The organism is Yersinia fenwicki (assembly GCF_043099325.1).
Classification (GTDB): domain Bacteria; phylum Pseudomonadota; class Gammaproteobacteria; order Enterobacterales; family Enterobacteriaceae; genus Yersinia.
The window spans coordinates 4,365,779-4,381,117 of the sequence record NZ_CP170755.1; the positions used below are offsets into that span (position 1 = coordinate 4,365,779).

Genomic DNA, 15,339 nt, shown 5'->3' on the forward strand with positions numbered 1-15,339 from the left:
GTTATTAATCAGACTTGTTCTTCACGCAAACGTTGTGCTGCCAGTACCATGTTTGCCAGAGCCTGGCGGGTTTCCGGCCAACCACGGGTTTTCAGGCCACAGTCTGGGTTAACCCACAAACGTTCCGCTGGAATACGCAGGGCTGCTTTGCGCAGTAAAGCTTCAATCCATTCCACACTTGGCACATTAGGCGAGTGAATATCATAAACACCGGGACCAATTTCATTCGGATACGCGAAATCTTCAAATGATTCCAACAGTTCCATATCTGAGCGGGAGGTTTCGATGGTAATCACGTCAGCATCCAGCGCAGCAATGGAATCCATAATGTCATTGAATTCGCAATAACACATATGGGTGTGAATCTGAGTATCGTTTTGTGCAACCGCAGCATTCAATTTAAAAGCATCAACCGCCCACTGTAGATAAGCTTGCCAGTCAGCACGGCGTAGAGGCAGGCCTTCACGCAGCGCTGGTTCATCAATCTGGATGATACCGATACCGGCTTTTTCCAGATCTTCTACTTCATCACGCAGTGCCAACGCAATTTGCTTCGCGATGGTTTCACGGCTGACATCTTCGCGTGGGAATGACCAACACAGAATAGTCACCGGCCCAGTCAACATGCCTTTTACCGGTTTATCGGTCAGTGATTGAGCATACTTCGCCCATTCAACGGTGATGGCTTCAGGGCGGCTGATATCACCAATAATCACTGGTGGCTTAACGCAACGTGAACCGTAGCTCTGTACCCAACCATTTTGTGTAAAGACAAAACCGTCCAGATGCTCGCCGAAATATTCCACCATGTCATTACGTTCAGCTTCACCATGAACCAACACATCCAGCCCCAAACGCTCCTGCTCAGCAATAGCTTGTTTGATGTGTTCGCTAATACCGGTACGGTAGTTTTTACCATCCAGGCGGCCTTGCTTGAAGTCCAAACGCAAGCCCCGGATCTCGGTCGTTTGTGGGAATGAGCCGATAGTCGTGGTCGGCCAGGCCGGCAAGTTAAAGCGCTTACGTTGGGCAGCTGCACGTGCTTCGTAAGGTTGTTGGCGTTCAATATCTTGCGCGGTGATCGCCGCCAAACGCTGTTCGACTTGCGGATTATGCACTCGGCTGGAAGCGCGACGAGCACGAATTGGTGCACTATAAGCCGCTAATTCAGCCAGTTTGGCTTCACTTGGTGCATTCAATGCCTGGGTCAACAGCGCCAGTTCGGTACATTTTTGCAGGGCGAAAGCAAACCAGCTCTTCACTTCGGCATCAAGACGCGTTTCTTCACTTAAATCAATTGGGCTGTGCAATAAGGAACAAGAACTTCCCAGCCACAGCGGGCGGCTATTCACCAGCGGTTGCAAGCGCTCAAACCAGTGACTCAGGTCGGCACGCCATACGTTACGACCATTGATAACGCCCAGTGATAGCAACCACTCTTGCGGCAATTTTGCATTCAGCTCAGCAATATCATCCTGACCGGCAACCACATCAACATGCAGGCCTTGGACTGGCAGAGCGCGGATAGTGTCGAGGTTATGCCCGATACTGTCAAAATAGGTGGTCAGCAACAATTTAACCTGACCTTGCAGCGCCTGATAAGCAGGTTGATAAGCATCCAGCCACTCTTGTGGCAATTCCAGCACCAGTGCTGGCTCATCAATTTGCACCCACTCGATACCGCGTTTTGCCAATTCTCCCAGCACTTGTTGGTAAACCGGCAGAATATCTTTCAATAATGATAAGCGATCAAACTGCTCACCTTTCACTTTACCCAGCCACAGATATGTTACCGGACCAAGCAGTACCGGCTTGATTTTGTGGCCTAATGCCAGTGCTTCATCCACTTCATCCAACAGCTGAGTCCAACCCAGTTTGAACTGCTGGCCTTGTTGGAATTCGGGCACCATGTAGTGATAATTGGTATTAAACCACTTGGTCATTTCTGCCGCAGCTGCCGGTGTACCGGTTGGTGCTCGGCCACGACCAATGCGGAATAAGGTATCTAAATCAATCGAACCATCGGCATTTTGATGGCGTTCCGGGACGTTACCCAGCAGCAAACTGGTAGTCAGAACATGGTCATACCAGGCGAAATCACCGACTGGCACTAAATCAACGCCAGCTTGCTGTTGTTGTTGCCAATGGCGGGCGCGCAATTCACGACCCACATTGAGCAATTCTTCTTGCGTGGAGTTGCCTGCCCAGTAACTTTCTTGTGCTTTTTTCAGTTCACGTTTCAGACCTACACGCGGAAAACCCAGTGTGTGATTTAAAATTGTCATCGTCTTATTTCCCATTTAGCCATCCAGATGTTTACACATCCATAATCAACAGGTACTGTATTAATCACAAGCGCAATTTGCTCACTGTCACTGTGAAGGACTCTCATGATCGAACTGAAACACTTACGCACCCTGCAAGCTCTGCGTAATACCGGCTCACTGGCTGCGGCGGCAACACAACTTCATCAGACTCAATCGGCGTTGTCCCATCAATTCAGTGATCTGGAACAGCGCCTGGGTTTTCGTCTATTTGTGCGTAAAAGCCAGCCGTTACGTTTCACAACGCAAGGTGAGATCCTGTTGCAGTTGGCAGAACAAGTGCTGCCGCAAATCAAGCAAGCGCTGCAAACCTGTAACGAACCACATCAAACTGCGTTGCGTATCGCCATCGAATGTCATAGCTGTATTCAGTGGCTGACACCCGCGCTGGATAATTTCCACAAAAGCTGGCCGCAAGTGGCGATGGACTTCAAATCAGGCGTAACTTTCGATCCACAGCCTGCCTTGCAGCAAGGGGAGTTGGATCTGGTGCTGACATCGGATATTTTGCCGCGCAGTGGGTTGCACTATTCGCCGATGTTTGATTTTGAGGTGCGTTTGGTATTAGCACCTGACCATCCATTAGCTAATAAAGCCCGCATCGAGCCGGAAGATTTAGCACAAGAAGTGTTAATGATTTACCCGGTGCAGCGCCAACGGTTGGATATCTGGCGGCATTTTCTGCAACCGGCGGGGATCAATCCCGCATTGAAAAATGTTGATAACACCTTACTGCTGATTCAAATGGTCTCAGCACGAATGGGGATCGCCGCCCTACCACACTGGGTGGTAGAGAGCTTCGAACGTCAGGGGCTGGTGGTGACGAAAACACTGGGAAATGGTTTGTGGAGCCGGTTATACGCTGCCGTCCGAGATGGAGAACAGCGCCAACCGGTCACTGAAGCTTTTATTCGTTCGGCCCGGCAACACGCTTGCGAGAGTCTGCCGTTTGTAAAGAATGCGGAGCGACCCAACGCCGGTGTACCCATAGCGAGGCCATTATCACAATTGCCCCAATGATAAAGCTGGGCCAATGGGGCTTTTCTTGCCAAATGGCCAGATTCACCAGTAACCCAGCCGGAACATGTACGTTATTCATAATACCCAGGGTGCCGGCATCGACTTGTGTCGCCCCATAGTTCCACATGAAGTAGCCCAAGGCCGAGGCCCCGACACCCAACCAAACCAGCACCCCCCACTGCAATGGCGTGGTGGGTAGTTTTTGTGGATTGCCGAAAGCAAACCAGGCAATGACAGCAACAATCAAAGCACCGACATAGAACCATGAAAAGGCCACATGCTGTGGGATAGGATGGACTTCCATCAACCGTTTGTAGCCCACCTGCCCAATGGCAAAACAAATGTTTGCCGCCTGAACCAGAACCAATCCCCACCAAAAATGTTCACTGAGATGGTCATAACGGATGATTGCCGCCCCAGCCACAGCCAACAAAGCGCTGAGGGCATAGCCCCACCGCAGGCGCTGGCGGCGCAGCAAATCATAGATTAATGTGACATACAGCGGCGTCATCACGGTGAATAGCAGAAACTCCGGTACCGTCAAATAGAGATACGCGCGGAAGCTGAACAAGTACATGATACCTAGCTGGATTGCGCCCACCGTCATATACAGCGCAATCACACGCCAATTGATATTGCGCCAACGCAGGAAAGGCAGAAAGACTAGCGCTGCCAGCCCGACACGCATTAGCACAGAGAACCAGCTGTCCACCTGACCGGCCAGATATTCGCCAATCAGGCTAAAAGAGAATGCCCACAAGATAGTGGTAATAATCAGTAACAACACAATAATTGGCTCTTTGAGGTGATAAAGCGCAATTGTAACGGAAGTTGGACACTAGTTATCAGCAAATTCAGTTTACATATGAGCAATAATAAACCAAATAAATAATACCCACTATCAGAATACCATTCGCAGGAGAAAACTCATGTTCCGCTGTTAAGACATCCCGACACCGATAATGGTCAAAATCAGTGGGGTTGTCACCGCCGCGAGCACCGTGGACATCACTAGACTGGCGGCGGCAGGGCCGGTCAGCACATTAAATTGGCGCGACATCAGATAAACGTTTACACCCGTGGCCATTGACCCAAGCAATACCACCACCTGTGTTTCCAGCACGGGTAAATTCATTGCCCACGCCAGCGCCCATATCACCATCGGCTGCACAATTAGCTTCAAAACACAGATAGCACTGCTGATTTGCCAGCCCTCACTCACGCGGTATTCCGCCAACCCCATGCCCAGCACAATCAATGACAGCGGCGGAGCCACCTGCCCCAGCATAGTCACCGGTTGGTCGATAAATTACGGCAATTGCAAACCGGTCAGGCTAAATAAAGTACCGGATATAATCCCGATAATCAGTGGATTAGTCAGTACACTACGGGCGGTTTTCGTAAACCCGGCTAACGTTGGTGAGCCATTGCGCGCCCACTCCACGGAAATAGTCACTAATGTCCACAAAATCAATCCGTTAAATACCAAGACCAATGCCACTGCGGGAATGGATTTCTCCCCCAGCATAATGGTCGCAATGGGTAGTCCCAGCATCACGTTATTGGAAAAAATTCCCCCAAGGGCAAATACCGAACCGGATACACCATCCAGATGAAATACCCTGCTGGCAATGATTCGCCCGATAACAAAGACCACCAGACAACTGCCAAAAAAGGCAAGCAGCAAACGAGCATCCACCGCCGGGCGCTCAGAGAAGTCACACATCATACGAAACAGCATGGCAGGTAACGCGAGGGAGAAGACAAAACGGGTCAAGCCATCGGTGATGGTAGATGGCCATTTACCCAATCGAACCAAACCGAAGCCCAGTGCGAGTAGGACAAACAGCGGTGAAGACAAGACAATCTGGTGCCAGAGCGAAATAACAAAGGCGGGCATGGTTCACTTCCTGTCAAGCCGGGCCAGGTCAACCCGGAAATGTAAGAATGGCTGACCGCTCTGTTTCCTGTTCTGTTTATATCAAAGCCATTGGAGTGACAGGTAGGCAGCAAACAAGCACATCCCGATGAGCATACTTATTTTTTTAAGGTCAAAACAAGTATGTGATTCGGGTGAGTGAGCGCAGCTAACGCCCCTGTAGCTTCAAGGATGAGGATATATCAAATCTATACGGTCAGTACAGACACAATCAACGCCCCAACTTAACAATTCCTGCGCCCGAGCTGGCTGGTTGACGGTGTAAACCAAAATACGCAGCCCAGCGGCTTTGAGTAACGCCACCCGTTCGACTGTCAGTTGTTTGTGGTTGATATGTAAAGAAACGCAATCCAACTCGCGAGTCATCGCCTGCCAGTTATCATCCCATTTATCCAGCAATAAACCGCGTGGTAGCTCAGGTACTGCCTGCTGCGCCGCCACTAATGCCTCATACGAAAAAGAGGATAACAACGGTGGAGTCGCCTGACCTTGCCATAATAAGCGAGCAGCCAAAGCAATGGCTCGGCCGGTAGGGGTTTCAGTCCCGGTGGTCGGTTTAATTTCAATATTTGCCGCCATGCCATATTGGCCGCAACGGGACGCCACCTCAGAGAGCAATGGCAGGCGCTCACCACGAAATGCGGTGCTATACCAGTCACCGGCATCCAGCTGAATCAGCGTTTCCCAGGGTAAGTCTCCAGCCATGCCCCAGCCATTGCTGGTGCGCTCCAGAGTGTCGTCATGCAGTAGAAATATCTGGCCGTCTTGCGATAACTTAGCATCAAACTCAATCATCTTGTGGCCGTGACGCGCACCCACATCAATTGCCGCCAGGGTATTTTCTGGTGCTAATGAACCGCCACCGCGATGAGCAGCAATCGTTGGATAAGGCCAGTTTTTACTCATGATTCCATCCGTAGTCCGCTTTCTGAATCAAAAAAGTGCAGCGCCGCAGGTGGCAGATACAAGTGCAATATACTGCCCGCCGCGGGCATCTCTTCATGAGATAAACGGGCAATCACACTCTGCCCACCCCACTGCCCGTGCGCTAAATTATCCGCCCCCAACAATTCGAGCGTTAATAACGTCATCGGCACACCCTGCGCTGACGTTTTCTGCTGAGATACCGTTTGCTGAATATGCTCCGGACGGATACCCAGGGTCAAGCGCCGATCTGCCCATTGTGGCCGTGGAACCTCCAGCGGTAGAGTCATTCCGTCCGCCAAAATAAAGGCTCGCCCATCCCGGCTGACGGTACCGGCTAACAGGTTCATCGCCGGTGAGCCGATAAAGCTGGCAACAAATAGAGTCGCAGGTCGTTGATACACTTCACTTGGTGTGCCAATTTGCTCCGCTACGCCTTTGTTCATCACAATCACCCGCTGGGCCAGCGTCATAGCTTCAACCTGATCATGAGTGACATACAAACTGGTGGTTTTTAACCGCCGATGTAACTGTTGCAACTCAAGGCGCATCTGTACTCGCAGCTTGGCATCCAGATTAGACAAGGGTTCATCAAAGAGGAAAACCGCAGGTTCTCGCACAATCGCGCGGCCCATCGCAACCCGCTGGCGCTGACCGCCGGATAACTCGCGCGGTTTGCGTTTGAGCCGCGGTTCTAGTTCCAAAATACGGGCGGCCTCATCCACGCGTTGACGAATCTGCTCTTTGCCAAAACCACGGATTTTCAAACCATAAGCCATATTGTCAAACACACTCATATGGGGATATAGCGCATAGTTCTGAAACACCATGGCGATGCCACGATCTTTAGGTTCCATATCCGTCACTCGCAGATTATCGATGTAGATATCTCCGCTGGTAGTGCGCTCCAGCCCGGCGACCATCCGCAGCAGTGTCGATTTACCGCAACCGGACGGGCCGACCATCACGATGAATTCGCCATCAGCGACATCTAAATCAATCTGCTTTATCACTGGCGTGACGCCGTCATAAGATTTGGTTACTGCTTGAAGCTTTAAACATGCCATATCAGATTACTTCTCACTGTCTACCAGGCCGCGTACAAACCAACGCTGCATCAGAAGGACCACCGCGACCGGTGGAATTAAAGTCAAAATCATTGCTGCCATCACCTGATTCCACTGAGTTGGAGCACCCGAGCTGGAAATCATGCTTCTGATTCCCGCGACCGCTGTACCCATAGAAGCATCGCTGGTAATCAGGATTGGCCAGAGATATTGGTTCCAACCATAGATAAAAGTGATAACAAACAGCGCTGCCAAATTGGTTTTCGATAGCGGTAAAACGATATCCCAGAAAAAGCGCATAGCGCCCGCCCCATCAATACGCGCAGCTTCCAATAGCTCATCGGGCAAGGTCATAAAGAACTGGCGGAACAAGAAGGTGGCGGTCGCAGACGCCATCAGCGGCAGAGTCAGACCGGTGTAGCTATCTAACATATTCAGATTGACAATAACCTGAATCGTCGGGAAAATTCGCACTTCAACCGGCAGCATTAGAGTGAGAAAAATTAGCCAGAAAAACAGGTTACGTAGTGGGAAGCGGAAATAAACAATGGCATACGCAGACAGCATCGATACCGTGATTTTGCCGACGGTGATTGCAAATGCCATCACAAAGCTATTAAACAGCATCAAGCCAAAAGGTGCGCTGTTATTGCCCACACCAGCATGCCAAATATGGCTGATGTTCTGCCATAAATGTGGCCCTGGGATCAGCGTCATTGGCACCTGAAACACCTGGGTGTCATCCAGAGATGCCGCCACAAAAGCCACGTACAGCGGGAACAGAATCAACAACACGCCGATAATTAGCATGACGTGGCAAAAGATATCCAGCCCACGGCGATTCTCAATCATTGGTAACGCACCTTACGCTCAACAAAGCGGAACTGGATAACCGTCAGGCCAATCACCAGTAACATCAGAACAACCGACTGAGCAGCTGAACTGGATAAATCCAATCCGGCAAAACCTTCGCGGTAAATTTTATAAATCAGGGTAGTAGTCGCCTGCATAGGGCCACCGCCTGTTGCGGCATCAATTACCGGGAAAGTATCGAAGAAGGCATAGACCAGATTCACCACCAGTAGGAAGAAGCTCACCGGTGAAATCAACGGCAAGACCAAATTGAAGAAGCGGCGCACTGGCCCGGCTCCGTCAATGGCTGCGGCTTCAACTAATGAACGCGGGATAGATTGCAGTGCCGCAAGGAAAAATAAGAAGTTATAACTGATTTGCTTCCACACCGACGCCAATACCACCAGAAACATCGCCTGCCCACTATTTTGGGCGTGATTCCAGTTGTAGCCGAGTGCGGCCAAAAAATGAGTGATCAGCCCCAGGCCGGGATTGAACAAAAAGATCCACAACACTGCCGCCACGGCAGGGGCTACGGCATAAGGCAGAATCATTAAAGTTTGATAGATACGGCTGCCGCGCAGTACATAATCCACCATCGCGGCCAGAAATAGCGACACCACCAGGCCGATTCCCGCCACCAGCGAGCTGAAAATCAGTGTGGTGTAAAATGAAGCTAAATAGTATTCATCGTGAAATAACGCAATAAAGTTACTCAGTCCAACAAATTCGTTGGAAAGGCCGAATGGATCGAGCATTTGTACCGAATACCACAATGCTTCACCGGCGGGCCACAGGAAGAAAACGGCGGTAATAGCCAGTTGCGGTAATACCAGCAGGTAAGGTAACCAACTACAGGAAAAACCGGGACGGGAAGATGACATATAATTAACCGTTTATCGGACGAGGGCGATTAGCACTAAAGCGCCTATCGAAAACATCACATCCAGATTCAATACAGTAAAAGACTATTTGGCGTTACTGGTACAGCCAGTTTGAGTGCGGAAATCGCTGGCTCAAACTGGCCGGTAAAGTACCCAAATAATATTACTTGTTAGTTTGCTCGAAACGACGCAGCAACACATCACCTCGTGACACAGCGGTATCTAATGCTTGCTGTGGCGTTTTCTTGCCAGTCCAGACACCTTCCAGTTCTTCGTCTACCACCGTGCGAATCTGTGGCATATTGCCCAGACGCAAGCCCTTGGTATACGGCAATGGCGGCTTATTCAGCATTTGGCGAGTGGCAACATCAGCACCTGGATTCTTGTCATAGAAGCCCTGTTGCTTGGTCAGTTCATAAGCGGCAGTAGTGATAGGCAAGTAGCCTGTCTTCTGGTGCCATTCAGCGGCAATTTCCGGCTGGGTCAGGAATTGTAGGAATTCAGCTACGCCCTTATAAGTATCTTTGTCTTTACCATCCATAACCCATAGGCTGGCACCACCAATAATGGCGTTTTGTGGGGCATTTTGGGCATCGGCGTCATAAGGCATCATGCCAACACCGTAATTAAATTTGGCGTAATGGCGAATATCCGCAAGTGACCCGGAAGAGGCAGTGGTAATAGCACAATCGCCATTATAGAACTTCGCAGTCGATTCATCTTTGCGACCAAAATAGGTGAAATCACCTTTCTTGTTCATATCAGACAGCAATTGAATATGTTTAACCTGCAAAGGCTTGTTGAATTCCAATACCGCATCGGTGCCATCAAAACCATTATTACGGCTGGCAATTGGCTGGCCATGCCAGGCGCTGAAGTTTTCAATTTGAATCCACCCCTGCCAGCCACTGGCATAACCACAACTTGATCCCGCGGCACGTAATTTAGCGGTATCTTCGGCCAATTCTTGCCACGTTTTAGGCGGTTGATCTGGATTCAAACCCGCTTTTTTGAACGCATCTTTGTTGTAATACAACACCGGGGTGGAGCTGTTAAATGGCTGAGATAATAAGTGGCCAGTTTTAGCATCAGTGTAATAACCCGCAACCGTCGGGACGAAGACTGATTCATCAAAAGTAATATTGGCATCTTTAAATACTTGGAATACCGGCTTAATCGCCTTACTCGCCATCATGGTGGCGGTGCCAACTTCATAAACCTGTAGAATAGCTGGCGCTTTCCCTGAACGGAAAGCAGCAATCCCCGCCGCCAGACTTTGTTCGTAGTTGCCTTTATAGACCGGCACAATTTTATAATCGCTATGCGACTGGTTAAAGCGATCCGCTAACGAGTTAACTTCTACACCTAACTCCCCTTCCATTGAGTGCCAGAAAGGAATTTCAGTTACCGCCATCGCATTGGCACTGAATGCCAAGGTCAGCGCGACACAAATCGACGTTTTACGAATAGCACTGTTAAACATATCTGGCCCCTGAATAAATCTGTATAGCCCATCACAATGAATGACGCGGATGAGCGAAATAAATCAGTTTTTGTTCGGAAGCAAACATGACACCTTTTCATGACGGAAATATAACCTTTATATGACAAAAAAGTGACAGAACAATGAAAGCACCAGGTCAAATATGTGTCAGACAAGTTAACCATTTAAATAACGATTATTAGTCAATAGTGACTATTTATTTCCTTAAAAAACAAACTCAACATAAAAAATAATCTCAAAATTAATTCACCTTAAACATCAACAAACCATTAATGATATATATAAAACATAATGATTCATTATTTATCACATTAAGAAATGGAATAATTAAAGCCAAATAAAATAGGACTAACTCTTACTTGAAGTAATGCTATTTAAAATGTTAGTGTTCTTTCCGGCTTACGAATGAGTGCATTAACGCAACTATTTAACGCCCTCGTTATCATTGCCGAATACACATGTAAGCCACTCTTACCATTGATACCTTTCCATTTATGGATAAGGATTTTATATAATAAACCATCGGATATTTACAATGAAAAAAACATTATTTTCAATTATGACCATGGCGATATTAGCCAGTGGCAGTGTTAATGCGGAATCCTTAGATAAAAACATTGATATTAAAGCAGAAGTTCAATCTAAACTAAGCATGGGTAAAGCTCTTGGTGGTGAAATAAATGACATTGATCTTAAATACGATGTAAATAGTATGGACGGTACTTATACTCACAAAGAGCAAATTAAAATAAAAGCAAATGGTGGCGCTAATAAGGTCAAGGTTGCGCTTTTAGAGGGTTTTTCTCTGGCTAATGGGAATGATAAATTTACCGATCACTCAATCTCAATGGGTGGAAAAACATTGCAGTCCCCCGCCAATCTTCTTGGAGCCTTGCGGCCTATAAATCAATTTTTTGATTTAGCTAATGGCGAGGTAAGTCTTGAACTGATAATGAGCGCCAAAGAACCTAAAAATGCGACTCCAGGTACATATATTGGTACTATAAAATTAAAGATCGAAGAAGATGCGTAGTTAAGTAAAACTTTATAGCTTTCTTATATTGAATACATACAGTCAGGGGTGAACTCCTGGCTGCATGCTGCTTTCAACTAAATACATATATAAAATAGCGTTACCACAACCACTAATATAAATCTATTTATTGGGAAGAGCATGCTGCCATATATGCAGTAAGGAATGGAATCCTATGAAAAAACGCCCAAAATTAACAAGGCTAGCGTACTTGCTTTATCGATTATTTCATTTAACTCATCCAGCACTGAAGATATCACTATTGAATATTTAGTTCCTACTGGTTTTTCTGCCGCAGAAGAACATAACACACGACAATTATTGGGCATATTAGATGGAAAATCCCTACCCAGTCCGCTGTTCTTCTCAGAAAAGAAACAACAATTAAGTTTTGACCAACAACAATATCGCGATAACCACATTGATGAATCATCGATTGCGTTATTAGTCGATATTTTACCGCAAATCCCGTATTTGCAATGCAAAAATGGTTGTGACTATATCTTATCGGATCACCGCGTCACCGTAGATAAAGTCAATCATGTTGTTACCATATCCAATAACAGCAACCGCTATCTTATGCCAGTCACTACTTGGGGGCTGGTACATAATCAATCCTTTGACCTGCGTATGACAGCAAAAAATTACCGAGCTATTTCTGCACGTGGGCAAGGGTATATTGGTTTGCCATGGCAATCATTTGGCTTTGCCCATTGGTTTTACAACACCACTCGTACCAAGAATAATTACGTATCCATAAATCAACCGCAATATCAGCAACAAACCCAGATGGGCATCGGTAGCTGGTATCTGCAAAAGAACTTTCAGGCCCATTATTTGCGTGCTGGCCGGCAAAATAACCTCGATAACAGTGCGGGGAGTATTCATACCCTAATTAACCCGCCCTTAGACCAATTCGTTACACTGGGTAGCCAAAGCTATTTAGCCATTGATAAACCCTCGGCAGGCAGTCTAGTGCTATATGCCACCAGCGATGGCGACTTTGAAATTTACCGCGATGCTCAACTGATCCGCCGTATCCCAGCACAACTGGGCCGCAACGAAATTGATTACAGCCAGCTCCCCGGTGGTTATTACACTGTTGAGATTCGCTTAGTCGATCGCACAGGAAAGATCATCAATCAGGAAAGTCAGACCATCAGTAATATTGGTACACAGACCAATAATGGCTGGTTCCTAACCCTTGGTAAAGGTGCTGTGCGTAATAATCACCATCCTCATCTGATGCAATTTGGCCGCAGCATGAATCTGAAAAGTCTGCAAACTAATATCACCCTGCTAAAAGACACCGCCAGCCACTGGGCCAGCGAAGGTAATGCTTCGCACCCTTTGGAGATATCCCGTGTGAATATCACCCCAACACTGGGGCTCATGTCAGGTGAAAAACGTAGTGGGGGATATTTGCGCTTAACGGGTGGAAATTCTAACCTGGGGTATGCATCGGTAGCTCGTTATCAAACACCGGATGTATCGATATACGCACCCAACACGGGAAGCACCTCAGCCTCTTATAGTCGTAGTTTTGGGCCAACCCAACTTAGTTATCAATTTAATCAATATAAAAATAGCAGACAACATCGTATTCAAAGCCGTTGGAACTGGCGGCGACCACAGTTTGGTATTGCTCTGTCACTCGGCTTGCAAAAGGGCGGTCAATGGAACAGCCAAAATAATTACGGTGTATTCCTCAATACCACCCTGTCGTTCCTGAAAAGTAGTGCCAGCATTAACAGCGCCTATGCCCGACAACAGTTAACAACCAGTGCCAGCTATCAGAAAGAATTTAGTGATAACTACGGCATCAGTACTTTGGGTGTCGATGGCAGCACTAGCGGGAACACCAATAGCATTGGCAGCTTTACCAGTCGCAGCGGTAGTCGTGGTGATGTCTCTGCACGTTTTGGTATTGATAATAAGATAGCCAATGGGGGTTTCAGCTATAACGGCATGCTAGCTATCGGCCCCCAAGGTATTGCACTAGGCCGCAGTAGCTACAGTGGAACGGCACTACTGATAGAAACACCAGATCTGGCGGGTACACCATATAGCTTCAATGCAGAAGGCCACCCAATAACTGGCAGCGGTACCTACGCAATCCCGATTCCCCGCTACCAAGACAGCTTGTTCATCCGCACCCATAGCAACCGCAGTGATCTGGATATGAACATTCGGTTGCCGGTCAATATTGTGCGCGCTCATCCGGGCCAGGTCTTTTCCAGCAAAGCAAACATCACTTTAGATCTGCTTTACAACGGTTTTCTAAAAGACTCAGAGGGGCAACCAGTAAGTGGGGTTATTCAGGAAACCGGTGATAGCGCTTATCCCAATGGGCTGTTTTCTATCCAATCGGGCGTGATACTAAAAAATATCACGGTTCAAAGTGCTTCTGTTCGTTACCGCTGTGATATGCGCCAGCAACACAATCACATTTACCTCTGTCATTTGGATTAAAATCAATAGGAATGGTCATGAAATACGCTTACTTATTCTTCGCAATTACCTTATTGGTTACCCCTATTGCACCTGCTTATGCGCAATTAGTGGCAATCCCCACCCGCACCACGGTAGAAGCATTGGATCAGCGTCGCACGGTGCAGGTTTATAACAGCGGGGATAAGCCACTTTATCTGGATATCACATTACAGCGCGTTGATAACCCAGGAGTCAGTCCAGAACTGAAAACACTTATAAGCGATATCACTCAACCTGAAATGATTTTCAATCCTAACCGCATTACCTTAGGGCCAAAGCAAAAACGCGACATTAAGTTATTGCCTTTGAAAGTACCCACACAAGAAACACTTTATCGCTTGTATATCAACCCGGTAGTTGATGTTAAAGCGATCGATAATCGAGAGGATGATAAGAAAATCCAGACGCCAGTAACTCTTAGTATCGGCTATGGAGTACTCATTCATCATGTTCCTTCTTTGGCAGCGCAAACTCGTCACTGGCAACATCAATGCTCAGCCGATGGCACAATTATCCTCAACTCTACCGGTACCGTTCACAGCAAATTTACGCAGTTGAAATCGGGTGATAACCCAAAACTGACAGATAGCCTGAATCTCTACCCTGGTACCCCAGTCACTTTGTCAGCCAAACAACTTACTGGTGAGGCAGATAATGAAACCTTTACTGTACATTGTGGCTAGCACCCTGCCTCTTGGTGCTTTTGCTGCCATTGATATTCAGCCACATGTACAGGAAGTGCAGCAGGAAAGTGCGGTGGTCACAGTCACTAATCATGGCGCTGAAGTTGAATACGTCACAGTGCAACTGTATCAGCTCAATAACCCCGGTGAACCACCTGATCAGGAATCATTAACTCCGGTCGGCGAGCAACTACAACCCGCCTTGTTTGCAGCTCCAACCAAAATGACTCTTGGGCCGAAACAGAGTGGAAAAATACGGCTTAAAGCGCTTAGCACGCCGGATAAAGAACAAGTTTATCGACTAGCGGTTATACCGGTAAATAGCCGAAAAGTGACTGGGGATGGTGTCGTACTGGGTGTGCAACTCAGTTATATGGGGTTGATCCGGCACCTGCCGGCATCCCAACAACTCCAATGGTCACACCACTGTATCAAGGATGCAGTGGAATTACACAATACCGGCAATACCCGCCTGCAGTGGTATCAATTAGACGCTCATGGGCACGTTATTGACGATTTTAATCTTTATCCCGGTAAGCAACGGCAATTGGCGGTCAGTGAAGTGAAGGGAATGGTCGAGGATGAAACTTTCAACTTGCACTGCCCTGCGGGCTAA

At 47.7% G+C, this 15,339-nt stretch carries 12 protein-coding genes and 1 pseudogene; 5 read left to right on the top strand and 8 right to left on the bottom strand.

The window, feature by feature from the left end; all coding sequences use genetic code 11:
• Positions 1 to 8: 8 nt before the first annotated feature.
• Positions 9 to 2,285 carry a 5-methyltetrahydropteroyltriglutamate--homocysteine S-methyltransferase gene (gene metE / locus ACF3VQ_RS19775; RefSeq protein ID WP_392432652.1) on the bottom strand — a complete coding sequence of 759 codons (2,277 nt, stop codon included), beginning with the start codon at positions 2,283 to 2,285 and terminating at the stop codon, positions 9 to 11.
• Positions 2,286 to 2,390: 105 nt separating this feature from the next.
• Here metE and metR point away from each other — a divergent pair, with 105 nt between their 5' ends.
• Positions 2,391 to 3,344, top strand: a complete 954-nt coding sequence (metR, locus tag ACF3VQ_RS19780; protein WP_005163900.1) for an HTH-type transcriptional regulator MetR — start codon at positions 2,391 to 2,393, stop codon at positions 3,342 to 3,344.
• Here the strand turns inward: metR and ACF3VQ_RS19785 are convergent.
• The 7 genes and pseudogenes from ACF3VQ_RS19785 to ugpB form a co-directional block, all read right to left on the bottom strand.
• Entirely contained in the window at positions 3,232 to 4,131 is a 900-nt protein-coding gene (locus tag ACF3VQ_RS19785) for a carboxylate/amino acid/amine transporter (protein WP_392432653.1), read from the bottom strand. The two genes, metR and ACF3VQ_RS19785, sit on opposite strands and share 113 nt — an antisense overlap.
• A 153-nt stretch (positions 4,132 to 4,284) precedes the next feature.
• A pseudogene (locus tag ACF3VQ_RS19790) lies at positions 4,285 to 5,244 on the bottom strand (AEC family transporter).
• Between the two features lie 204 nt (positions 5,245 to 5,448).
• Entirely contained in the window at positions 5,449 to 6,189 is a 741-nt protein-coding gene (ugpQ, locus tag ACF3VQ_RS19795; protein WP_392432654.1) for a glycerophosphodiester phosphodiesterase, read from the bottom strand.
• The gene (locus ACF3VQ_RS19800) at positions 6,186 to 7,274 is read right to left on the bottom strand and encodes a sn-glycerol-3-phosphate import ATP-binding protein UgpC (RefSeq protein ID WP_392432655.1); all 1,089 of its coding nucleotides are present in this window, start codon (positions 7,272 to 7,274) and stop codon (positions 6,186 to 6,188) included. Before ACF3VQ_RS19800 ends, ugpQ begins: the two co-directional genes overlap by 4 nt.
• Before the next feature lie 6 nt (positions 7,275 to 7,280).
• Positions 7,281 to 8,126 carry a sn-glycerol-3-phosphate ABC transporter permease UgpE gene (gene ugpE / locus ACF3VQ_RS19805; protein ID WP_392432656.1) on the bottom strand — a complete coding sequence of 282 codons (846 nt, stop codon included), beginning with the start codon at positions 8,124 to 8,126 and terminating at the stop codon, positions 7,281 to 7,283.
• Positions 8,123 to 9,010 carry a sn-glycerol-3-phosphate ABC transporter permease UgpA gene (ugpA, locus tag ACF3VQ_RS19810; protein WP_392432657.1) on the bottom strand — a complete coding sequence of 296 codons (888 nt, stop codon included), beginning with the start codon at positions 9,008 to 9,010 and terminating at the stop codon, positions 8,123 to 8,125. The genes ugpE and ugpA overlap by 4 nt, the downstream gene beginning before the upstream one ends.
• A 163-nt stretch (positions 9,011 to 9,173) precedes the next feature.
• Positions 9,174 to 10,493: a sn-glycerol-3-phosphate ABC transporter substrate-binding protein UgpB gene (gene ugpB, locus ACF3VQ_RS19815; protein ID WP_392432658.1), complete on the bottom strand. Its 1,320-nt coding sequence runs from the start codon at positions 10,491 to 10,493 to the stop codon at positions 9,174 to 9,176.
• 556 nt (positions 10,494 to 11,049) lie between these two features.
• On the opposite strand from ugpB, the gene ACF3VQ_RS19820 reads away from it, so the two are divergent.
• The 4 genes from ACF3VQ_RS19820 to ACF3VQ_RS19835 all read left to right on the top strand — a co-directional run bounded on the left by ACF3VQ_RS19820 (position 11,050) and on the right by ACF3VQ_RS19835 (position 15,339).
• Entirely contained in the window at positions 11,050 to 11,547 is a 498-nt protein-coding gene (locus ACF3VQ_RS19820; protein WP_392432659.1) for a CS1 type fimbrial major subunit, read from the top strand.
• Between the two features lie 165 nt (positions 11,548 to 11,712).
• The gene (locus tag ACF3VQ_RS19825; RefSeq protein ID WP_392432660.1) at positions 11,713 to 14,019 is read left to right on the top strand and encodes a TcfC E-set like domain-containing protein; all 2,307 of its coding nucleotides are present in this window, start codon (positions 11,713 to 11,715) and stop codon (positions 14,017 to 14,019) included.
• 17 nt (positions 14,020 to 14,036) lie between these two features.
• Positions 14,037 to 14,723: a pilus assembly protein gene (locus ACF3VQ_RS19830; RefSeq protein WP_392432661.1), complete on the top strand. Its 687-nt coding sequence runs from the start codon at positions 14,037 to 14,039 to the stop codon at positions 14,721 to 14,723.
• On the top strand, positions 14,695 to 15,339 hold the full coding sequence (locus ACF3VQ_RS19835; protein WP_392432662.1) for a hypothetical protein: 645 nt from the start codon (positions 14,695 to 14,697) through the stop codon (positions 15,337 to 15,339). The genes ACF3VQ_RS19830 and ACF3VQ_RS19835 overlap by 29 nt, the downstream gene beginning before the upstream one ends.